The organism is Actinopolyspora lacussalsi (assembly GCA_030803735.1).
In the GTDB taxonomy this organism is placed as follows: domain Bacteria; phylum Actinomycetota; class Actinomycetes; order Mycobacteriales; family Pseudonocardiaceae; genus Actinopolyspora; species Actinopolyspora lacussalsi.
This window is the reverse complement of the sequence record JAURUC010000001.1, coordinates 3,000,160-3,021,717: the sequence shown is the minus strand read 5'-3', so window position 1 is coordinate 3,021,717 and position 21,558 is coordinate 3,000,160. Positions and strand designations below refer to the sequence as shown.

The 21,558-nt window shown below is 68.7% G+C and carries 19 protein-coding genes; 17 read left to right on the top strand and 2 right to left on the bottom strand.

Going from position 1 to position 21,558, the window contains the following annotated elements:
- Nucleotides 1-41: 41 nt before the first annotated feature.
- On the bottom strand, nt 42-1,247 hold the full coding sequence (locus J2S53_RS13415) for an isochorismate synthase (RefSeq protein WP_425427652.1): 1,206 nt from the start codon (nt 1,245-1,247) through the stop codon (nt 42-44).
- Between the two features lie 211 nt (nt 1,248-1,458).
- Here J2S53_RS13415 and J2S53_RS13410 point away from each other — a divergent pair, with 211 nt between their 5' ends.
- The 3 genes from J2S53_RS13410 (at nt 1,459) to J2S53_RS13400 (ending at nt 3,965) form a co-directional block, all read left to right on the top strand.
- Complete coding sequence (locus tag J2S53_RS13410) at nt 1,459-1,953, top strand: DUF3592 domain-containing protein (protein WP_456241231.1); 495 nt, start codon at nt 1,459-1,461, stop codon at nt 1,951-1,953.
- 184 nt (nt 1,954-2,137) lie between these two features.
- Nucleotides 2,138-3,088 (top strand): 1,2-phenylacetyl-CoA epoxidase subunit PaaC, encoded by a 951-nt coding sequence (gene paaC, locus J2S53_RS13405; RefSeq protein WP_456241230.1) that lies wholly within the window; start codon nt 2,138-2,140, stop codon nt 3,086-3,088.
- 232 nt (nt 3,089-3,320) lie between these two features.
- Nucleotides 3,321-3,965, top strand: coding sequence for a hypothetical protein (locus J2S53_RS13400; RefSeq protein ID WP_456241229.1), 645 nt, complete (start codon nt 3,321-3,323; stop codon nt 3,963-3,965).
- A gap of 15 nt (nt 3,966-3,980) precedes the next feature.
- Here J2S53_RS13400 and J2S53_RS13395 read toward each other — a convergent pair whose 3' ends face one another.
- On the bottom strand, nt 3,981-4,820 hold the full coding sequence (locus J2S53_RS13395; RefSeq protein ID WP_456241228.1) for an inositol monophosphatase family protein: 840 nt from the start codon (nt 4,818-4,820) through the stop codon (nt 3,981-3,983).
- Between the two features lie 446 nt (nt 4,821-5,266).
- Here J2S53_RS13395 and J2S53_RS13390 point away from each other — a divergent pair, with 446 nt between their 5' ends.
- The 14 genes from J2S53_RS13390 to nuoL all read left to right on the top strand — a co-directional run bounded on the left by J2S53_RS13390 (nt 5,267) and on the right by nuoL (nt 21,514).
- Nucleotides 5,267-5,956 (top strand): demethylmenaquinone methyltransferase, encoded by a 690-nt coding sequence (locus tag J2S53_RS13390; protein ID WP_456241227.1) that lies wholly within the window; start codon nt 5,267-5,269, stop codon nt 5,954-5,956.
- A 579-nt stretch (nt 5,957-6,535) separates the two neighbouring features.
- Nucleotides 6,536-7,834, top strand: a complete 1,299-nt coding sequence (locus J2S53_RS13385; protein ID WP_456241226.1) for a geranylgeranyl reductase family protein — start codon at nt 6,536-6,538, stop codon at nt 7,832-7,834.
- 159 nt (nt 7,835-7,993) lie between these two features.
- On the top strand, nt 7,994-8,359 hold the full coding sequence (locus tag J2S53_RS13380) for an NADH-quinone oxidoreductase subunit A (RefSeq protein ID WP_092626373.1): 366 nt from the start codon (nt 7,994-7,996) through the stop codon (nt 8,357-8,359).
- Between the two features lie 93 nt (nt 8,360-8,452).
- A complete protein-coding gene (locus tag J2S53_RS13375; RefSeq protein WP_456241225.1) occupies nt 8,453-9,154 on the top strand; it encodes a NuoB/complex I 20 kDa subunit family protein in 702 nt (233 codons plus the stop codon).
- 7 nt (nt 9,155-9,161) lie between these two features.
- Nucleotides 9,162-9,902 carry an NADH-quinone oxidoreductase subunit C gene (locus J2S53_RS13370; RefSeq protein WP_456241224.1) on the top strand — a complete coding sequence of 247 codons (741 nt, stop codon included), beginning with the start codon at nt 9,162-9,164 and terminating at the stop codon, nt 9,900-9,902.
- A gap of 70 nt (nt 9,903-9,972) precedes the next feature.
- Nucleotides 9,973-11,355, top strand: a complete 1,383-nt coding sequence (locus J2S53_RS13365; RefSeq protein ID WP_456241223.1) for an NADH-quinone oxidoreductase subunit D — start codon at nt 9,973-9,975, stop codon at nt 11,353-11,355.
- A complete protein-coding gene (nuoE, locus tag J2S53_RS13360; protein ID WP_456241222.1) occupies nt 11,356-12,156 on the top strand; it encodes an NADH-quinone oxidoreductase subunit NuoE in 801 nt (266 codons plus the stop codon). It begins immediately after the preceding gene.
- Nucleotides 12,157-12,165: 9 nt separating this feature from the next.
- Entirely contained in the window at nt 12,166-13,512 is a 1,347-nt protein-coding gene (gene nuoF, locus J2S53_RS13355) for an NADH-quinone oxidoreductase subunit NuoF (protein WP_456241221.1), read from the top strand.
- Nucleotides 13,509-16,190, top strand: a complete 2,682-nt coding sequence (locus J2S53_RS13350) for an NADH-quinone oxidoreductase subunit G (protein WP_456241220.1) — start codon at nt 13,509-13,511, stop codon at nt 16,188-16,190. Before nuoF ends, J2S53_RS13350 begins: the two co-directional genes overlap by 4 nt.
- On the top strand, nt 16,187-17,521 hold the full coding sequence (gene nuoH, locus J2S53_RS13345; RefSeq protein ID WP_456241219.1) for an NADH-quinone oxidoreductase subunit NuoH: 1,335 nt from the start codon (nt 16,187-16,189) through the stop codon (nt 17,519-17,521). The genes J2S53_RS13350 and nuoH overlap by 4 nt, the downstream gene beginning before the upstream one ends.
- On the top strand, nt 17,508-18,074 hold the full coding sequence (gene nuoI, locus J2S53_RS13340) for an NADH-quinone oxidoreductase subunit NuoI (protein WP_092626359.1): 567 nt from the start codon (nt 17,508-17,510) through the stop codon (nt 18,072-18,074). The genes nuoH and nuoI overlap by 14 nt, the downstream gene beginning before the upstream one ends.
- 5 nt (nt 18,075-18,079) lie before the next feature.
- The gene (locus J2S53_RS13335) at nt 18,080-19,180 is read left to right on the top strand and encodes an NADH-quinone oxidoreductase subunit J (protein ID WP_456242789.1); all 1,101 of its coding nucleotides are present in this window, start codon (nt 18,080-18,082) and stop codon (nt 19,178-19,180) included.
- Nucleotides 19,177-19,476 carry an NADH-quinone oxidoreductase subunit NuoK gene (gene nuoK / locus J2S53_RS13330; RefSeq protein WP_092976647.1) on the top strand — a complete coding sequence of 100 codons (300 nt, stop codon included), beginning with the start codon at nt 19,177-19,179 and terminating at the stop codon, nt 19,474-19,476. The genes J2S53_RS13335 and nuoK overlap by 4 nt, the downstream gene beginning before the upstream one ends.
- Nucleotides 19,477-19,543: 67 nt before the next feature.
- Entirely contained in the window at nt 19,544-21,514 is a 1,971-nt protein-coding gene (nuoL, locus tag J2S53_RS13325; RefSeq protein WP_456242788.1) for an NADH-quinone oxidoreductase subunit L, read from the top strand.
- The last annotated feature ends 44 nt before the right edge of the window (nt 21,515-21,558 follow it).

Below are 21,558 nucleotides of genomic sequence, written 5' to 3'. Positions count from 1 at the left end.
CACCCTGCGGAAGAAAGCTCGGCGTCGACGAACAGCCGCGCTCAACGCACCCCTTCCAGAGCCTCCCGAACGGGGAGAAGTTTCGCCTCCGCCTCGGTGACCTCGGTGTCCGGATCGGAGTCGGGGACCACGCCGCAGCCCGCGAACAACCGCGCCCGCGATCCCTCGCCGGAGTGCCACGTGATCCGTGCACAGCGCAGTGCGATACCGAACTCCCCGTTGCCGTCGGCGTCCACCCAGCCGACCGGTCCCGCGTAGCGCTCCCGGTTCATCTCCTCCAGCTCGTCGATCAGTTCGATCGCGCCCGCCGTCGGTGTTCCGCCGACCGCGGCCGTGGGATGCACCGACTGCACCAGTCGCAGCAGCCCGGCGTGGCCGTTCTGCGCGAGCATCGGGTCCAGTTGTCCGGAGACGTCCGAAGCCAGGTGCATCACGTTGCGCAGTCGCAGCACCTCGGGAGTGGTGGGCACGTCCAGCTCCTTGCAGAACGGCTCCAGCCCGTCCGCCAGTGAACGCACCGCGTAAGTGTGCTCCCCGCGGTTCTTCGCCGAGCCCAGCAACTCCGACATCAGCTGCCGCTGGGTGCGTCCCTCGTGCGGCCAAGCCGTCCCGGCGAGTACCCGGGAACTCACCTCGTTGCCGTTGCGCTGCAGCAGTAATTCCGGCGTGGCTCCCACCAGCCCGTCCACCGCGAACGTCCAGCACCCGGGGTAGCGCCTGCCGAGGTTGCCGAGCAGGTAGCGCGAGTTCAGCGGTTCCGAGGTGGTGGCGAGCAGATCGTGCGCCAGCACCACCTTGCTCAGCTCGGTCGAGCCGCGCATTCGGCGTACCGCCTCGGCCACCGCCTGCCGGTAACGCGTGGTGGGGAACTCCCCGTCGCTGTAGCGGATGGTTCCGGGAGCCCGTGCGGGAGCGGCACGGGAAAGCCGCCGGTCGTGCTCACCGATGGTGGTGATCCAACGCACCCCGCCGCGCTGCCCGAGCACGACTTCGGGGACTATCAGCACCGACGACCCGGGATCGTCGCCGAAGGCGATGCTGGCGAAGGCCACCGGACCCGTCCCCGGCAGCCTCACCTCGTCGTCGACTTCCATCCGCGCCGCGAGCCGCTGCCACCGCTCGTCCGCCGCCACGAACCGCTCCTCGCGCTCCGTCTCGATGCGCAGCGCTTCTCCCCAGCCGACCACCCCTTCACCGTGTCGCGTCCAGCAAAGCGGCCCCGAATCGGGTGATATCCCTTCGGGCAACAGGTCCAAAAGATCGTAGTGTCCCTCTGGAGACGGAACCCTACGTGTGCGGACAGTCAGATTCTGCTGGAAGTGGTCCACGTTTCGAGGGTAGGTGTCCTGCGACTCTGTCGGGTGACACCCGCCTCGCGCGTGCCCGTCGCCACCTCGGAGGCGTCCGCTGCCACCGGGAACGCCGGCCGGCTCGCCGGGAGCACTACAATCACTGGTCGTGACTGGCGAGACGCAACCGGAGCGGACGGTCGGCACCGCGGAACCGAACAGCGCCGACAACCGTTCGGGAACGCGGTGGTTTCCACGCGGGTTCCGGCGCCTCGCGCCGTCGCTGGTGTTGGCGGTGGGTGGTTTCTTCACCGCCCTCGGTCTGGCGTTGTTGCTGGCCTGCCACATCGACGATCGCAGCATCGAACAGGACATGGGAACCGCCTCGGCCGAGGTCGTGGAGAAGTCCTACCTGCGTACCGTGGTCCGGTTCAACACCGACAGTGGCCGGGTGTACACCCCGCCGAACGGCGTGCTCTACCCCGTGGGGTTGCAGGAGGGGCAGCTGGTCAGCGTCGAGTTCGACAGGGGGAACCCGGATCTGGTGCGCGTGGCGGGCAGGAACATGTCGGTGGCGCTGCTGCCCGTCGGCAGCGCGCTGGCGGTGCTGTGGGCGATCGTGCTGTCCGCTTACTGGCTGACGCGGCGCACTCTCCGCGCTTGAGGCGCCCCACTGTTCTTCACTCTATTGGGGGTATCGCGTTGCGGTGGGAGAATGACGGTGTGACCCGGCGCTGACAGCCGAACCAGTGCTGACGGCCGAACCAGCGCTGACAGCCGAAGTGACATCCCGCGGTTCGGGCTGAGTGGACCGGAGCCGAGCGGACCGGGGCGGAACGGGGGCGGCCATGGTTACTTCCGGAATCGGCGACGCACCGAGGTGGTTCCCCTACCGGCGGGGAGCTCGTGAAGGCGGGGGCACCGCCACGCCCGAAGGCATTTCCAATTCCCTCGGTGAGCGGCAGCGTTGGACTGTGCGGGCCGCGGGCACTCCACTGACGTCGACGGATCGCGGGGTTCCGGACGATGTTTCCGCGGCCGACCTCTCGGTCTACTGCATGATGCTCGGCGACGACGCTCTCGTGCTGGCACGACGTCAGGTCGGTTGGTGCCAGCACTCCCCCGATCTGGAGGAGGACTGCGTCCAGGTCGGCATGTTGCTGGAGTTGCTCGGCCACGCCAGAGAGCTGTTGCACCGCGCCGCGACCGTGGAGGACAGCGGGCGTGACGAGAACCTGCTCGCGCACGAACGAGGGGTGGAGGAGTTCCGCAACGTCCGGCTCGTCGAGCTCGACTGCGGTCCCGGAGCGGGTGGGGACTTCGCCGTCTCCATCGCCAGGCTGATGGTCTGCGCGGCCTGGCGAACAGCCCTGTTCGGCAAGCTCGTCGCCAGCCGTGATCCGGTGCTCTCGGAACTGGCGCGGGTGGCGCTGCCGGAAGTGCGCGGACATCGCGATCACGCCGCGCAGTGGGTCATCCGCCTCGGCGACGGCACGTCCGCCTCGCGGGAGCGGATGAGCACCGGGCTGGCCCGGGTCTGGCCGATGACCGGCGAACTGTTCGTCCCACACCCCGTGGAGCGCAGGCTGGCCGCCCTCGGCTTCGCGGTGGATCCGGCCGGGCTGCGCACCGAAGTGGCGGCGTTGCTCGACGAGGTGCTCTCGGTGGCGCGACTGGAACCGCCCGACGCGCGGGTCTTCCACGACGACGTGGAGCCGCTGGGACGCACCGGTGTGCACACCACCGCGCTGGAGTTCCTGCTCGCCGAGATGCGGCAGTACGAGACGGTCGAGGCCTGAGGGCCGTTCGGAGCCCGAGAGCCCGTCGGGAATTCGAGAACCGGTGGGGATTCCGCCGGTCGGTATTTGAGTACTTTCCCCCAAGCGAACCGGACCGCTCTCCGGGCACACTCTTCGAGTGGCGTAGTGCGCGCCTCGGGAGTCCTCGTGGAGCGGAGCGTTCCATCCGTTCCGGTCAGGAGGAACCCCGGTACACGGCCAGGGGGAGTTCGAGCGAAGGGCACCGCGGGAAATGGGCGGATTCTGGACGCACCTGATCGTGGCGTTGGCCGCCGGCGTGCTCGGTGTGCTCCTGGGGGTGTTGGCTCGACGTTCGTCGAGCGCGCCTCCGGTCCCCGAAGAGCCGCCGAAGACCACGTCGGGCACCAGCACCGACGCCCGTGGCGGACTCGAACACGCGCTGACCGAGCACCGAGACGCGTGGCTGTGCGAACTCAACCGGTGCGAGCAGGCCGTGCACCGGGCGGTTCGAGCCGCCGACACGGTCTCATCGCTACCGGTGCGTCGCGGGTTGCGGCAGGTCGTTTACCGCATGGACGCCGAGCTGCCCACGGTACGAACGCTGGTGCAGCTCGCCCGTGAGCTCGACACCGGTGACTCCCCGGGCGCCACCGCCGATTCGACACGGCGCGTGGCGCTCCGCAGGATTCAGGACGGTGTCGTGATGGCGGTATCGCGGTTCACCGAACTGGGAGACCAGTTGGCAGGTGTGGTCGCCGAGCTGGCCGCGGGGGCCGACCAGGAGCACGCACAGCGGCGAATAGCCGCGTTGCGGGAGCGATTCCCCCTGTTGCCCGCGATGTCGGCGATCCTGGAGGGCAGGGCCGGTTCGGGCGGAACGCCTGAGACGCCCTCGCTGGTGAGGGCGCGGGCCTGAACGGTGGGCTGTTGGTCAGTCCGCTCCCGATGCGTGCCACCACCAGCCGAACGCGGTCTCGGTGACCCCGGGAGCGGCCACCAGAAGACCGTCGTGCGGCAGCGAGGCGGGCCTTCCGTAGCTGTCCAGCACGTTGGCCCCGGACTCCACGGCGAGTGCCAGCGCTCCCGCCACGTCCCACTCCCCGTAGGAGGGAAGCACGGCGGCCACCGCCTGCCCGAGCGCCACCTGCGTGATCGCCAGCGCGGGTGACCCGAGAACCCGAACCCCCACGTGATCGGCAGCGGCGTTGGTTATGAACCTGTCCATACCCCGCCAGGGGCCGTACCTGGTGAACTCGGTGCAGACGATGCTCGCTCTGGGGGAACGCGATTCCGTCAACCGCACCGGTTTTCCGTTCGCACGCATCCCCCGGTCGCGAGCGGCCGCGTATATCTGCGCCCGGTAGGGATCGGCCACCACACCGACCACGGGGCCCTGTGCGTCGAGCATCGCCAGGCTGTAGGCACACCAGGGCACCCCGGCGACGTAGTTCGCGGTGCCGTCCACCGGGTCGACCACCCAGCGGAAACCGCCCTGTCCCTCGCCCAACGCGGCCGCGTCGAACTCCTCGCCGTACACCGGTATTCCCGGAAAGTGCTCCGCCAGGATTCTCCGGGTATGGCGTTCCAGGGTGCGTCCCACATCGGTGACCCAGTCGAAGGGGGAGTCCGGCTCCGACGGTGGTGTGTCGTGTCCCGCCGTTGCCGTGATGACATCGGCCGCTTCGTTGGCCAGCCGCCCCGCGGTCTCCAAGGCGCGTGAGATCAGGGCCTGTTCCGCACGGCCGGTCTTCGGGGGAGGCGAAACACTCATACCGCACCATTGTGGTCGCTATGGGTAACCGGCAGGCCAATTGCGTGTGGCCGCGCGGCGATGCTCCGGTCAAGAATCCCGGGCGGGTACGCAGCGGTGCGGAGTGGTCCGGGCCGACTGGCCCGCACGCGGTGCGTGCCACGTCCGATCGGCCGAGAGGGATTCTAATCGCTCAGCCCGGGAGGCGGTACCGCTTTCGGTGGTAGCGGCGTCGATTTCCCGCGAAATCGCCGGGCCCACGGTGCGGCGGCACCGGATCGCGGGCACCACCACTCGGCCCGGCCACCGTCGATTTCTCGCGAAATCGCCGCGCCGTTACGACGCCGGAGACGTTGTGCAGGTCGCTACCCGATGTCGGGGCACCCGCTCACGAGCCGTGCGAGAGGTTCCGCCGAGTGGACACCTGCGGAAACCGGGTCGCCGACTCCTACTAGTAAAGTGCGGGTGTGTCTCGTGCCGGCCTGGACAGGAACCCCCGTGCGGTAGCGGCGATGTTCGACGACGTCGCCCGTGGCTACGACCGCACCAACACGGTGCTCTCCTTCGGGCTCGACCGCCACTGGCGGGACGCCACCCGTCGGGCGCTCGCTCCCGCTCCCGAGGAGCGGATCCTGGATCTGGCCGCCGGCACCGGCGTCTCCACCGCCGAGTTCTCCCGGCGTGGTGCGTACTGCGTGGCCGCCGACTTCTCACTGGGGATGCTCGCGGCCGGGGAGCACCGGGAGTTGTCGATGGTGGCCGCCGACGCGCTGCGGCTCCCGTTCGCCGATGGTGCCTTCGACGGAGTCGCCATGTTGTTCGGACTGCGGAACCTGGCCGACACCGAGGCCGGGCTGCGGGAGATGGCCCGCGTGGTCCGTCCCGGTGGCAGGCTGGTGATCTGCGAGTTCTCCACCCCCACCAACAGGCCGTTGCGCGCCGTCTATCGCAACCTCGCGTTGCGCGCGGTTCCGCCGGCCGCACGGACCGTCGCCAGCAATCCGGACGCCTACGTCTATCTGGCCGAGTCGATCCTCGCCTGGCCCGATCAGCGGGAGCTCGCCGCTACGATCGCCCGCTCCGGCTGGTCCGAGGTGGCCTGGCGGGATCTCACCGGAGGAATCGTAGCCCTGCACCACGCCCGCAAACCTTACTGATCGAACTCTTCCGGCCGGGTTGCTTCGACTGCTCACTCGGCGGAACCTCTCGCACGGCTCTCGCTGCGGTTCCGGAGACATCGGGTAGGTACTACACAACGTCTCCGGCGTCCTCGCGAGAGCCGCACGGGAGAACCCGCGGCGGTGCCGATCGCGGGAGTGGTCGGGGTGCGCCCTGCGAGGGTGGTGGGAGCTCGGCTCCGCGGCGTGGCGGCGCGGCGATTTCGCGAGAAATCGACACCCCGGCAGCCGCGCTGCGGCGGCGATTTCGCGAGAAATCGACGCCGCCCGAACAGCGTAGTCGAATCCCCCGAAGGAAGCAGTGACCGCCACTGCTTCGGGCGGACGATGCCGTGTCCCGCGCCTGCCCGCGTTCGCGCCTCCCGCGCGACTTCCGCCGCGCCCGTGAGTTTCTTTCGCTCGCGATGTCTCGATCGCGCGGGATGTCCGTCCTAGACTCGTTAGTGAACTTATTCACAAGGTCGCCGATGTCGCTCGGGCGGTGCGGCGGCGTGTTCCGCCGGGATCATCGGAGGGGAACGACGTCGATCCGAACAGCAAGGCTGGACAAGGAGCACCATGACAACCACCCCCATCCGAGGCCGGGCCACCGACGACGCCGAGGTCATCGTCGTCGGAGCGGGACCGGCGGGGGCCACCGCAGCCACCTATCTCGCCAAGGCGGGGCTGGACGTTCTCGTCCTGGAGAAGAGCGCCTTCCCCCGGGAGAAGGTGTGCGGCGACGGAATCACACCGCGCGGGGTAAAGGAACTCATCGACCTCGGGGTGGACACCCGCCCGGAAGCGGGCTGGCTGCACAACCGGGGACTCCGGGTCGTCGGGGGCGGCGTGCGGCTGGAAATGGACTGGCCGGAACTGGCCGAGTACCCGCCCTACGGCGTCGTCCGGCCCAGGAACGACTTCGACGACCTGCTGATACGCCACGCGCAGCGGTCGGGAGCGAGGCTGGTGCAGCGGACCTCGGTGACCGAGGCCATCACCGACGAGCGAACCGGTCGTATCACCGGCGTGCACGCCAAGTCCGGACCGGAGCGCGCCGAGGTCAGCTACCGGGCCCCGCTGGTCATCTCCTGTGAGGGGGTTTCCGGCAGGCTGGCGCTGTCCATGGGCCTGCAGCGCAGGGAGGACCGCCCGATGGGGGTGGCCGTCCGGCGTTACTACGAGAGCCCACGAGCCGACGACGACTACCTGGAGTCGCACGTGGAGCTCTGGAACAACTCGAATCCGAAGGGCGCCGAGCTGTTGCCCGGCTACGGCTGGATCTTCGGCATGGGCGACGGCACCGTCAACGTGGGGCTGGGTGTGCTGTCCACCTCGAAGGCGTACGGCAAGACTGACTACCGTGCGCTGCTCCGCACCTGGTTGGACGGCACCCCGGAGGAGTGGGGACTTCGGGAGGCCAACGCCACCGGCAGGATCGGCGGTGCCGCGCTGCCGATGGGGTTCAACCGGATGCCGCACTACAGCTCCGGCCTGTTGCTGGTCGGCGACTCCGGCGGAATGGTCAACCCGTTCAACGGCGAGGGGATCGCCTACGCGATGGAGGCGGCCCGGTTGGCAGCCGAGTGCGTGATCCAGGCGAGGTCTCGTACGGACGCCGCGGCCAGGGAACGCGCGCTGGCCCGCTACCCCGGTGCCGTCGCCGAGTCGCTGGGCGGCTACTTCCGGATGGGAAACCTGTTCAGCAAGATCATCGGTCATCCGACGGTGATGCGCACCGCCACCAAGTACGGACTCCCCCGCAAGTCGCTGATGCGCTTCGTGCTCAAGCTGCTGGCCAACCTCTACGACAGCAGGGGAGGTGACGCCGTGGACCGTGTGATAAGTACCACTACTCGGCTCACACCTAGCGCCTGAGGGCGCCCGTCTGATCAGATTTCGGCGACTTTGTGCCGTAATTCATAAAGTTAGGTTCACCTCAATACGAGGTGCGTACAACCGGGCGCATAAAGTGCTGAGTGTGGTCGCCGAGCTCGCTCGGGGCGTAGCGGGAACTGGATTAAGGAGGCAGGCACAGTGCTGGATCCCTACATCCCGCTGGTGCTGATGTTCGCGTTGGCGTTCGGCTTCGCCGCGTTCTCCGTCGCGATCGCGCCGCTGGTCGGTCCGCGTCGGTACAACAAGGCCAAGCTCGACGCCTACGAGTGCGGGATAGAACCCTCGCCGCAGCCGGTCGGTGGCGGTGGCCGGATGCCGGTCGCCTACTACCTGACGGCCATGATGTTCATCCTCTTCGACATCGAGATGGTCTTTCTGTTCCCCTACGCCGTTTCCGCGGACGCTCTCGGGCTCTACGGCGTGGTCGCGGTGATTCTGTTCATTCTGACCTTCGGTTTCGCCGATCTCTACGTGTGGCGGCGTGGTGGTTTCGATTGGAACTGACCGGCGAAGTGACTACGACAGCCGCCCGGTGCGGGCGCGTCGGGATCGGTGGTGCCCCGTTCACCGGGGCGACTCGTGGGAAGGAGTGCCGAGATGGGGCTTGAGGAAAGCCTGCCCAACGGCATCCTGCTGGCTAATGTGGAAAAACTCGTCAACTGGACTCGTAAGACCTCGATGTGGCCCGCCACGTTCGGGCTGGCCTGCTGCGCCATCGAGATGATGACCGTGGGTGGTTCCCGCTACGACATCGCCCGGTTCGGGATGGAGCGGTTCTCGGCCACGCCCCGGCAGGCCGATCTGATGATCGTCGCCGGTCGGGTCACCAACAAGATGGCCCCGGTGCTGCGGCAGATCTACGACCAGATGCCCGAGCCCCGCTGGGTGCTCGCGATGGGGGTCTGCGCCTCCAGCGGCGGGATGTTCAACAACTACGCGGTCGTGCAGGGCGTGGACCACGTGGTTCCGGTGGACATGTACCTGCCCGGCTGTCCGCCGCGCCCGGAGATGCTGCTCGACGCGATCCTCAAGCTGCACGCCAAGGTCATGGACGAGCCCATCAACGGCAAGCGCGCGGCCGAGCAGCTGGAGCAGGGGCACCGCACGGAACTGCCCGCCTCCTCCGAGAAGTACGCACCCCGCAGCGGCTCCAAGCGGCGCATGGCCGAGCGGCAGCAGGACGCGCAGCGCCGCGAGATGGGCGCGGAGGGCGAGCTGGGCGCCGCCGGGATCGAGAGTTTGCCGCCCGGTGACTCCCGCGGCCGCGCGGAACCGAACGAGACGACGGCGGGCAGGTGATTCGGCGATGAGCGGTGACGAATCCAGCGGGGGACTCCCGGAGACGGCGGCCGAGCACACCGGTCCCACGGAGGAGGCGGCCACCGAGCGGATGGTGGCGGGCCGCGCCCGGAAGGGCATGTTCGGTGTGACCGGAAGCGGGGACACCTCGGGCTACGGCGGTCTCCGGGTGCCCGCCTACGTGCCACCGGAGGCGGAACGGCCCTACGGGGGCTGGTTCGACGAGGTGGCCGACGAGCTGTTCGAGGGCATGAAGCGGCGCGGTATCCCGGACTCGGCGGTACTGCGGATCACCGTGGACCGCGGCGAGATCACCTTCTACGTCGATCGGGAGCATCTGGTCGAGATCTGCCGGACGTTCCGCGACGAGCCAGCGCTGCGGTTCGAGCTCTGCAGCAGTCTGTCCGGGGTGGACTACGGTCCCGAGGTGCCGCAGCGGCTGCACTCGGTCTGTCATCTCACCTCGCTGACTTACCGGCGTCGGATCCGCGTCGAGGTCGCCGTGGACGTGGCCGACCCGCACGTTCCCTCGGTGGTCGACGTCTATCCGACGGCCGACTTCCAGGAGCGGGAGGCCTGGGACATGTACGGCATCGTCTACGACGACCATCCGGCCCTGACGCGGATCCTCATGCCGGACGACTGGGACGGCCACCCGCAGCGCAAGGACTACCCGCTCGGTGGCATCCCGGTGGAGTACAAGGGAGCCGAGGTTCCACCGCCCGACCAGCGCAGGTCCTACACGTGAGCGGGCCTGGATCCATCGGGTGCGGCCTCCGGACTCGGAGCCGGGCGGTCGCGCTGTTCGAGGAGGCAGCATGAGTATCGACGCCGAAACCCCCACCGGTTCCCGACCGGGTGGTGACGGGTCCGGCGGTGATCGGTCCGGTGGCGACCCGTTCGCCGCCTCCGCCCGGGAGACCACGGAGGGCAGGGTCTACACGGTCACCGGAGGTGACTGGGAGGACTTCCTGGACGACACGCAGCAGGAGGAGCGCGTCGTCATCAACCTCGGGCCGCAGCACCCCTCCACCCACGGCGTGCTGCGGCTGGTCCTGGAGCTCGAGGGCGAGACCGTCACCAAGGCCCGCTCGGTGATCGGCTACCTGCACACCGGTATCGAGAAGAACACCGAGTACCGCACTTGGACCCAGGGCGTCACGTTCGTCACGCGGATGGACTATCTGGCCCCGCTGCACAACGAGACCGCCTACTCCCTGGGCGTGGAGAAGCTGCTGCGGGTGTCCGCACCGGAACGCGCGGAGACGATCCGGGTGCTGCTGATGGAGCTCAACCGGATCTCCTCGCACCTGGTCTTCCTGGCCACCGGCGCGATGGAACTCGGTTCCACCACCGGCATGACCTTCGGGTTCCGCGACCGCGAAGAGGTGCTGCACCTGCTGGAGTTCCTCACCGGGCTCCGGATGAACCACGCCTTCATCCGGCCGGGCGGGGTCGCCCAGGACATCCCGGAGAACTCCAGGGAGAAGGTCCTGGAGTTCTGCAAGGTCATGGAGAACCGGCTGCCCGACTACGACAAGCTGTTCAGCGGCCAGCCGATCTGGAAACAACGCCTCAAGGGCGTCGGTTACCTGCCGCTGGACGCCTGCCTGGCGCTGGGCACCACCGGTCCGATCCTGCGTTCGGCCGGACTGGCCTGGGACCTGCGCAAGGTCGAGCCCTACTGCGGTTACGAGCAGTTCGACTTCGAGGTTCCCACCAGCACCGATGCCGACTGCTACTCGCGGTTCCTGCTGCGGGTGGAGGAGATCCGGCAGTCGCTGCGGATCATCCGGCAGTGCATGGACAAGCTGGAGCCCGGGCCGGTCATGGTCGACGACCCCAAGATCGCCTGGCCCGCCCAGCTGAGCATCGGGCCGGACGGCATGGGCAACTCGCTGGACCACGTCCGCAAGATCATGGGTCAGTCGATGGAGTCGCTGATCCACCACTTCAAGCTGGTCACGGAGGGATTCGACGTCCCGCCGGGCCAGACGTACACGCCGGTCGAGGCTCCCAGGGGCGAGCTGGGCTACCACCACGTTTCGGACGGCGGTACCCGCCCGATGCGGGTGCACGTCCGTGACCCCAGCTTCGTGAATCTGGAGGCGTTCCCGGCGATGGCCGAAGGCGGGCTCGTCGCCGACGTGATCGCCGTCGTGGCCTCGATCGATCCTGTGATGGGTGGGGTGGACCGCTAGATGACCGAGCAGTTCGACTACACGACCACCGAGCACGTGCTCACCCCCGGTGGGCAGTCCCCGGCCGAGTCGGCGGAGCAAGCCGCGGCTGGGGAGGCGGTGTTCGGCGAACGCGTCCGGGCCGAGGCGCGAAGCATCATCGAGCGCTATCCCGAGTCCCGCTCGGCGCTGCTTCCGATGCTGCACCTGGTGCAGTCGGTGCAGGGGCACGTCACCGCCGAGGGAATGCGGTTCTGCGCCGAGCAGCTCGCGCTGTCCACCGCCGAGGTCAACGCGGTCGCCACGTTCTACACGATGTACAAGCGGCAACCGTGCGGGCAGTTCCTGGTCAGCGTGTGCACCAACACGCTGTGCGCCGCGATGGGCGGCGACGGCATCTACCGTGCGCTGTCCGAGGAACTGGGCGCCGGACACGAGGAGACCGCGGGCACCCCCGGCGCCGAGGGGTCGGTGACGCTGGAACACGCCGAGTGCCTGGCGGCCTGCGACTTCGCACCGGTGCTGCAGGTCAACTACGAGTACTTCGACAACCAGACGGCCGAGAGCGCGCTGGAGACGGTTCGGGCGCTGCGGCGCGGTGAACGGCCACTGCCAAGCCGTGGCGCGCCGTTGACCGACTTCCGGGACACCGAGCGCCAGCTCGCCGGGTTCTTCGACGGGCCCGGCGCGGAGGAGGCCGCCGAGTCGTCGGCCGCGGCCCCCGAGACGGTGCGCGGTGCCGAGCTCGCCCGTGAACAGGGCTGGAACGCACCACCGATGCCCGACGAGGTCGAATTTCCGCCCATCCCGGAGAAGAAGTGAGGGCAGGCGATGACCGAAGCGAACGCATCAGACGGCAGCGCCCCGGAACGGGCCGCGGTGAGTCCGCTGACTCCCGTGCTCACCCGGCGCTGGCTGTCCCCGGAGTCCTGGTCGTTGCGCACCTACGAGCAGCTGGAGGGCTACACCGCGCTGCGCACCGCGCTCTCGGCCGATCCCGACCAGCTCATCGAACTGGTCAAGACCGCGGGACTGCGCGGTAGGGGAGGCGCGGGTTTCCCCTCCGGAGTGAAGTGGGGCTTCATGCCCAAGGACCGTTCCCGGCCGCACTACCTGGTGATCAACGCCGACGAGGGTGAACCGGGGACGTGCAAGGACGTCCCGCTGATGATGGCCGACCCGCACTCGCTGATCGAGGGCTGCGTCATCGCCGCCTACGCGATGCGGGCGAGCACCTGCATGATCTACGTGCGCGGCGAGGCGCTGCACTGCATCCGCAGGCTGCACCACGCGGTGCGCGAGGCCTACGACGCGGGCTACCTCGGCAAGAACATCCTGGACTCCGGGTTCGACCTGGACATGGTGGTGCACGCCGGAGCCGGTGCCTACATCTGCGGCGAGGAGACCGCGCTGCTCGACTCGCTGGAGGGCAAGCGCGGCCAGCCCAGGTTGAAGCCGCCCTTCCCCGCGCAGGCGGGGCTGTACTCGTCTCCCACCACCGTGAACAACGTCGAGACGATCGCCTCGGTGCCCTACATCGTCAACGGCGGTTCGGACTGGTTCCGCGCCATGGGGCGGGAGAAGTCCCCCGGGCCGAAGATCTTCTCGCTGTCCGGGCACGTGGAACGTCCCGGGCAGTACGAGGCTCCGCTGGGCACGACGCTGCGGGAACTGCTGGAACTGGCGGGCGGCATGAAGGACGGGATCCCGCTGAAGTTCTGGACTCCGGGCGGCTCCTCCACCCCGCTGTTCACCGCCGACCACCTCGACGTGCCGCTCGACTTCGAGGGGGCTACCGAGGCCGGATCCATGCTGGGCACCACCGCGTTGATGATCTTCAACGAGACGGTTTCCGTGCCCTGGGCGGTGATGAAGTGGACCCAGTTCTACGAGCACGAGTCGTGCGGCAAGTGCACCCCGTGTCGCGAGGGGTGTTTCTGGCTGGCGCAGGTGCTGGAGCGAATGGTGGACGGGCACGGCACCGAGCAGGACATCGACACGCTGCTCGACGTCTGCGACAACGTGCTCGGCCGTTCGTTCTGCGCGCTGGGTGACGGCGCTGTCAGCCCGATCACCAGCGGCATCAAGTACTTCCGCGAAGAGTTCCTCGCCCTGTGCGAGAGCAACCGCGGGCACGACACGACAGAGGAACCCGCACTGGCAGGAGTGGCCCGATGACGGTGGCATCCGCGTCCGGAAACGACACCGCGCAGTCCCGTCCGGTACCGGAAGGACACGTCCGGCTGACCATCGACGGTATCGAGGTCGACGCCCCGAAGGGCGAGCTGGTGATCCGTACCGCCGAGCGGCTGGGCATCGTGATTCCCCGGTTCTGCGACCACCCGCTGCTCGACCCGGCGGGTGCCTGCAGGCAGTGCCTGGTCGAGGTCGAGGTCAACGGCAAACCGATGCCCAAACCCGCGGCCTCCTGCACCACGGCGGTGGCCGACGGGATGGTGGTCAACACCCAGCAGACCTCGCAGGTGGCCGACAAGGCCCAGCAGGGTGTGATGGAGCTGCTGCTGATCAACCACCCGCTGGACTGCCCCGTCTGCGACAAGGGCGGGGAGTGCCCGCTGCAGAACCAGGCGCTCAAGCACGGGCGCAGCGAGTCGCGGTTCGTGGACAAGAAGCGCACCTTCGCCAAACCCGTCTCGATCTCCTCGCAGATCCTGCTGGACCGGGAGCGCTGTGTGCTCTGCCAGCGCTGCACCAGGTTCTCCAAGCAGATCGCCGGTGACCCGTTCATCGAACTGCTCGAACGCGGCGCCACGCAGCAGATCGGCATCGGCGAGGAGCAGCCGTTCCAGTCCTATTTCTCCGGTAACACCATTCAGATCTGCCCAGTGGGAGCGCTCACCAGCGCGGCTTACCGATTCCGCTCCCGCCCGTTCGACCTCGTGTCCACCCCGGGTGTCTGCGAGCACTGCGCCTCGGGCTGCTCGCAGCGCACCGACTGGCGCCGCGGCAAGGTGATGCGCAGGCTGGCGGGTGAGGACCCCGAGGTCAACGAGGAGTGGAACTGCGACAAGGGGCGCTTCGCGTTCCGGTACGCGACCGCCAGCGACCGGCTCACCCGCCCGATGGTGCGGGACGCGGAGTCGGGTGAGCTGCGGGAGACCTCCTGGACCGAGGCGCTGCGCCGTGCGGCGGACGGGCTGCTCACCGCGCGCGACTCGCGCGGCGTCGGGGTGCTGCCCGGAGGCAGGCTCACCCGCGAGGACGCCTACGCCTACGGGAAGTTCGCCCGGATGGCGCTGGGCACCAACGACATCGATCACCGCGCCAGGCCGCACTCCACCGAGGAGCTCGACTTCCTGGGTGCCTCGGTGGTCGGAACCGGGCCGGAGGACGGCGTCAGCTACTCCTCGTTGGAAGCGGCCCCCACGGTGCTGTGCGTGGCTTTCGAGCCCGAGGAGGAGTCGCCCATCGTCTTCCTCCGGTTGCGCAAGGCCGCCCGCGACGGGAGCACCAGGGTGTTCCACCTCGGACAGTGGGACTCGCCCGGTGTGGAGAAGACCACCGACATCGTCGACTCCGGCAGCCCCATCCACAGCGGGGGACTGCTGCCCTGCCTGCCGGGCGGGGAGGCCGCCGCGCTGTACGAACTACCGCCCGAAGTGGAACAGGCGCTGTCCGAGCCGGGTGCCGTCCTGTTGCTGGGCGAGCGGTGCTCCCAGGTTTCCGGTGTCTACACCGCAGCGATGCGGGTGGCCGAACGCACCGGCGCGGGCATCGCCTGGATCCCGCGCCGTGCCGGGGAACGCGGTGCGGTGGAGGCGGGGACGCTCCCGACGCTGCTTCCCAACGGCCGACCCGTCTCCGACTCGGTGGTGCGCTCGGGGATCGAGCGGGCATGGGGTGTCCCGGAGGGAAGCCTGCCCAGCATCCCCGGCCGGGAGCTCGACGGCATCCTCGCCGCGGCGGAGTCCGGTGAGCTGTCCGGCCTGCTGGTTGGCGGGGTCGATCCCGACGATCTGCCGGACCCCGAGCAGGCGCGTCGCGCGCTCCGGTCGGCCGGGTTCGTAGTCAGCCTCGAACTGCGCCCCTCCGGCGTGACCGAGCACGCCGACGTGGTGCTTCCCATCGCGCCCACGGTCGAGAAGTCCGGCACCTTCCTGAACTGGGAGGGACGTCCCCGCGAGTTCGAGATCACCATCGAGGGCACCGGCGCGCTGCCGGACTGCCGGGTGCTGGACACCCTCGCGGTGGAGATGGACGTGGACCTGTTCACTCAGACCCCGGCGGCGGTGGCCGCCGAGATCCAACGGTTGGGTGCGAACCCCGGAGCCCGGCCGAAGCCCCCGGACATACCGGCCGAGCCGGTCGACGAACCGGTCGGGGACAAAGCGCTGCTGGCGAGCTGGCGACACCTGCTGGACAACGGTTCGATGCAGCACGACGAACCGAATCTCGCGGGTACGGCCCGGCCACCCGTGGCGCGGATCTCCCGGGACACCGCGCGGCGGCTCGGCATCGAACCGCACCAGCCGGTCCGCGTCAGCACCGAGCGGGGAACCGTCGCGCTGGAGTCCGAGATCGTCGAGATGCCGGACGGCGTGGTCTGGTTGCCGGGCAACTCCGGACCGGCCAAGGTCCAGAGCGTGCTCGGGGCTGGGCACGGCACGGTGGTCGGTCTCGCGGCCGGTCCACTGCCCCCGCCCGGTGGTGGGCCGAAAAGCCCGGAACCGGATGAAACCGCGGCGGGGGAGGCGGTCTCGGCGGCGGTGACCAACGGCCACGGCGCCAACGGTCACGACGACGGCGCCAACGGTCACGGCGCGGGCGGTCTCGGCGCCGCCGGGCACGGTCCGAACGGCAACGGCCACACCGGCACCGACGGGGGTGTCGCATGAACGAGACGGCACGGCTGATCTCCGACGACCCCATCTGGCTCATCCTGATCAAGGTCGTGGCCACGTTCGCCTTCCTGGTGGTCATGACGCTGCTGACCATCTGGGCCGAGCGCAGGGTCATCGGCAGGATGCAGCAGCGGCCCGGGCCGAACCGCGCCGGACCCTTCGGGATGCTGCAGTCGTTGGCCGACGGGCTCAAGCTCGCGTTCAAAGAGGACATCCGCCCGGTGATGGCCGACAAGTGGATCTACATCCTCGCGCCGGTCATCTCGGCCACCCCGGCGCTGGTCGCCTTCTCGGTCATCCCGATCGGCGGCGAAGTCACCATCTTCGGCGAGCCCACCGCGCTACAGCTGGTGGAACTGCCGGTCAGCCTGCTCGTGGTGCTGGCCTGCGCCGCCGTCGGGGTTTACGGCATCGTGCTGGCCGGCTGGTCTTCCGGATCCCCCTACCCACTGCTCGGCGCGCTGCGCTCCGCCGCGCAGGTTATCTCCTACGAGATCGCGATGGGACTCTCGTTCATCGCGGTCATCCTCTACTCGGGAACGCTTTCCACCTCGGGAATCGTGGCCGCGCAGCAGAACGGCTGGTTCTTCGCGCTGCTGCCGTTCAGCTTCCTGGTCTACGCCGTCGCGATGGTCGGCGAGACCAACCGGGCACCCTTCGACCTGCCGGAGGCCGAGTCCGAGCTGGTCGGCGGGTTCCACACCGAGTACTCCTCGCTGAAGTTCGCGCTGTTCTTCCTGGCCGAGTACATCAACATGGTCACCGTCTCGGCCCTGGCGACCACGCTGTTCCTCGGCGGCTGGCACGCTCCCTGGCCGCTGTACCTGATCGGCGACGGCGTCCTCAACACCGGCTGGTGGCCGGTGCTGTGGTTCCTGGGCAAGACCTTGGCCTTCCTGTTCGTGTTCGTCTGGCTGCGCGCCACGCTGCCGAGGCTGCGCTACGACCAGTTCATGAACCTCGGTTGGAAGATACTGGTGCCGCTCAGCCTGGTCTGGATCTGCGCGGTCACCGCCATCCGGGGCATACGCAACGCCGACCTGCTCGGCTCGCAGCAGTTCCTGTTCATCGGTGGCGGCATCGTGGTGCTGCTGCTGATCGTGGCCTTCCTCGTACCGGACCGGAAACCGCCGGAGGAGGAGCAGGAGGAACCGCGGGCACCGCTGTCCGGCGGCGGCTACCCCGTGCCGCCACTCGACCTCAAGGTCCCCGAAACCCCCAGGGAGACCAGGGTTTCGGCCACCACGGGTACGCGATCCCGGCTGCCGGAAGCCGGGCAAGAGCCCACCAGCTCAACGAAGGAGGCACCCGATGGGAATGACTGATCCCCTGAAGGGCTTCGGCGTCACCCTGTCCAAGATGTTCAAAACGGTGCTGACCGAGGAGTACCCCGAGGTCAAGAAGATCCCGGCTCCCCGGTTCCACGGCAAGCACCAGTTGAACCGGCATCCGGACGGGTTGGAGAAATGCGTCGGGTGCGAGCTGTGCGCGTGGGCGTGTCCAGCCGACGCGATCTTCGTGGAAGGCGGGACCAACACCGACGACGAACGGTACTCGCCCGGTGAGCGCTACGGCTTCGACTACCAGATCAACTACCTGCGCTGCATCGGCTGCGGGTTGTGCATCGAGGCGTGCCCGACACGGGCGCTGACGATGACCAACGAGTACGAGACGGCCGACGACAACAGGCAGAACCTGATCTACACCAAGGAGGACCTGCTCGCGCCGCTGCTGCCCGGTATGGAACAGCCCCCGCACGACATGCGGCTGGGTGAGGACGAGCAGGACTACTACGTCAACGGACCGGAACTCGCCCGCGGGCAGGGAGTACCCGACGGCACCACGGTCGAGACCGGTGGCGAGGAGGCCGTTCGGTGATGACCATGACGGCTACCACCGAGGTGCTCGTGCGGACGCCGCTCGCGCAGACCGCGCAGCAGGGCGTCGTGGGCACCGGAGAGACGGTGGTGTTCTGGATTCTCGGGCCGCTGGCACTGCTGGGCGCGCTCGGGATGGTTTTCGCGCGCAGCGCGGTGCACTCGGCGCTGTGGCTGGTGCTCACCATGCTCAGCCTCGGGGTGCTGTACATGGCCCAGAGCGCGCAGTTCCTCGGTTTCACCCAGATCATCGTCTACACCGGCGCGATCATGATGCTGTTCCTGTTCGTGCTCATGATGGTCGGCAGGGACGCGTCCGACTCCGTGGTCGAGGTGCTGCGCGGCCAGCGGCTGGCAGCGGGTGTGCTCGGGGTGGCGCTGGCCGTGCTGCTGGTGGCCGGGCTGGCGCGTTCGCTCGACGCGGTGGTGCCCGCCGCGCCGCTGAACCCGTGGTCACCCGGCGGCGGGGCCGCCGGCGGCCTGGGGCAGGTGATCTTCACCGACTACCTGTTCCCGTTCGAGCTCACCTCGGCGCTGCTGATAACCGCCTCGATCGGGGCGATGGTGCTGGCCTACGGCGGCAAGGGCCGCAAGCCGCGCATGACGCAGCGGGAAACCGTGGAGGCCAGGTTCCAGGGGAGGTACGCCAGACCGTCCCCGCTGCCGGGACCCGGTGTCTACGCCACGGCCAACTCGGTCGCCACCCCGGCACTGCTGCCGGACGGCTCCGTCGCGGAGGACTCGCTGTCCGAGATCCTGGACAACACTCCCGTGGAACGGCTGCGCCCCGACCGGGACGCGGTCTCCGGCAGTGCCCCGCCGCCCGACGCGCACGCGCTGACCGGAACCGGCCACCGGGAGCACGGGACCGGCCGGAGCACGCCGGAGTCCACTTCGGACTCGAGCGGGGAGGAGACCCCCGACGGCGGTTCCGGTGACGGCACGCCGGGCGAGGGTGGCGGCAAGAACGGCTCCGGCGGTCACACCGGGAGCAACGGTTCCACGGGGTCCCGGAACGACCCGCGGTCCCCGGACGACGCGCAGTCCCCGGACGACACCGCGCACCCGGACGCCGGTTCGAGTTCCCCCGAGGAGGTCAGGAAGTGACCCCCACCTACTATCTGCTGCTTTCGGCGCTGCTGTTCACCATCGGCACGGTCGGCGTGCTCATACGCCGCAACGCGATCGTGCTGTTCATGTGCGTGGAGCTGATGCTCAACGCGGTCAACCTTTCGCTGGTGACGTTCGCGCGTATCGAGGGATCGATCGACGGGCAGGCCATGGCCTTCTTCGTGATGGTCGTCGCCGCGGCCGAGGTCGTGGTCGGGCTGGCCATCATCATGTCCGTCTACCGCACCCGCCGATCGGCCTCCGTCGACGACGCCAACCTCCTGAAGTACTAGCCCGACGGAACGAAACGCACAGCGAATGGACCAACGGAACGGATTGGAAGACGGCGTGACAACCTCCATGCTGGCCGCTCCGGAGCCGGTACAGGCCGCTCAGGGAGCGATTCAGAACAATGCGTGGCTGATCATCGCGATTCCGTTGCTCGGTGCCGCGGTGCTGCTGTTGGCGGGCAGGCGCGCCAACGGGTGGGGACACCTGCTGGGCTGCGCCACGGTGATCGCCTCCTTCGGCTACGCCCTGGCACTGTTCACCTCCGTGGGAGGAGCGGAACAGGCCGCGCGTTCGCTGCACCTGTTCTCCTGGATCCCCGTCAACTCCCTGCAGGTCGACTTCGGGCTGCGCATCGACCCGCTGTCGCTGGTCTTCGTACTGCTGATCACCGGGGTCGGCGCGCTGATCCACATCTACTCGATCGGCTACATGGCCCACGACCAGCAGGGACGCGTCGGGCGGGGCAACACCGAGCGGCGCCGCTTCTTCGGGTACCTGAACCTGTTCGTGGCGGCGATGCTGATCCTGGTGCTCGGCAACAGCTTCGTGACCCTCTACCTCGGCTGGGAGGGCGTCGGGTTGGCCTCCTACCTGCTCATCGGTTTCTGGCAGCAGCGTCCCAGCGCCGCGGGGGCGGCCACCAAGGCCTTCGTGATGAACCGGGTCGGCGACGTCGGACTGGCACTGGCGATCTTCCTGCTGTACGCCAGGCTCGGCACCACCCAGTACTCCGAGGTGTTCGCCCGCGCCGGGGAACTCTCGACTGGAACGGTGCTGGCCATCTCGTTGTTGCTGCTGCTGGGAGCCTGCGGCAAGTCCGGCCAGGTGCCGCTGCAGGCGTGGTTGCCCGACGCGATGGAGGGCCCCACACCGGTCTCGGCGCTGATCCACGCGGCCACCATGGTCACCGCGGGGGTTTACCTGATCGCGCGGGCCAACCCGCTCTACACCATGACCGAGACCGGTCAGCTGGTGGTCGCGATCGTCGGAGCGGTCACCCTGCTGGTCGGCTGCGTGATCGGCTGCGCCTACGACGACATCAAGAAGGTGCTGGCCTACTCCACGGTCAGCCAGATCGGCTACATGATGCTCGCCGTCGGACTGGGTCCGGCGGGCTACGCGCTGGGAATCATGCACCTGCTCACGCACGGTTTCTTCAAGGCTGCACTGTTCCTCGGCGCGGGCTCGGTGATGCACGGCATGCGCGACGAGGTCGACATGCGCAAGTTCGGCGGGCTCTACCGCTACATGCCGATCACCTTCGCCACCTTCGCGGTCGGCTACCTCGCGCTGATCGGTTTCCCCTTCCTCTCCGGCTACTACTCCAAGGAAGCCATCATCGCGGCGGCCTTCGGCGAGCCCGGTTGGCAGGGCTGGGCGCTCGGCGGTGCGGCGGTACTCGGTGCCGGGCTCACCGCCTTCTACATGACCCGCCTGATGCTGCTTACCTTCTTCGGTGAACGGCGCTGGCAACACCGGACGGCCTCCGACGGCGGTGAGTTCCACCCCCACGAGTCGCCGGCGGTGATGACCGGGCCCATGATCGTGCTCGGCGTCGGCTCGGTGGCAGCGGGTTTCCTGTTCACCAGCGGCGAGCGGTTGGTGCACTTCCTGAGCCCCGCCCTCGGTGAACTCCACGAGGGACACACGGTGCTGCCGCACTCGGTGATCCCGGTGTTCACGCTCGGGTTCTCCGCACTCGGTGTGCTGGTGGCCTGGCTGGCCGTGGGGCGCCGTCCCGTTCCCGAAACCGCACCGTCCCGGGTCTCGCCGCTGGTGCGCGCGGCCCGTGCGGATCTCTACGGCAACGCGTTGAACCGCGCGGTGGCGGTGCGTCCGACCGTGGGGCTGGCCGACGGGCTGGCGCGGTTCGACCGGGTCGGTGTCGACGGCGCGGTCAACGGGGTCGCCACGACCCTCGGCGCCGCCTCGCAGGTGCTGCGGCGTTGGCAGACCGGCTTCGTCCGGTCCTACGCGATGTCCATGTTGGTCGGCGGCGTCCTGCTGGTGGCCGCCCTGCTCTCGGTGGGAACCCCATGACGACCCGCTGTGCGAATTCCCGCGAAATAGCCGGAGAAGAGGAG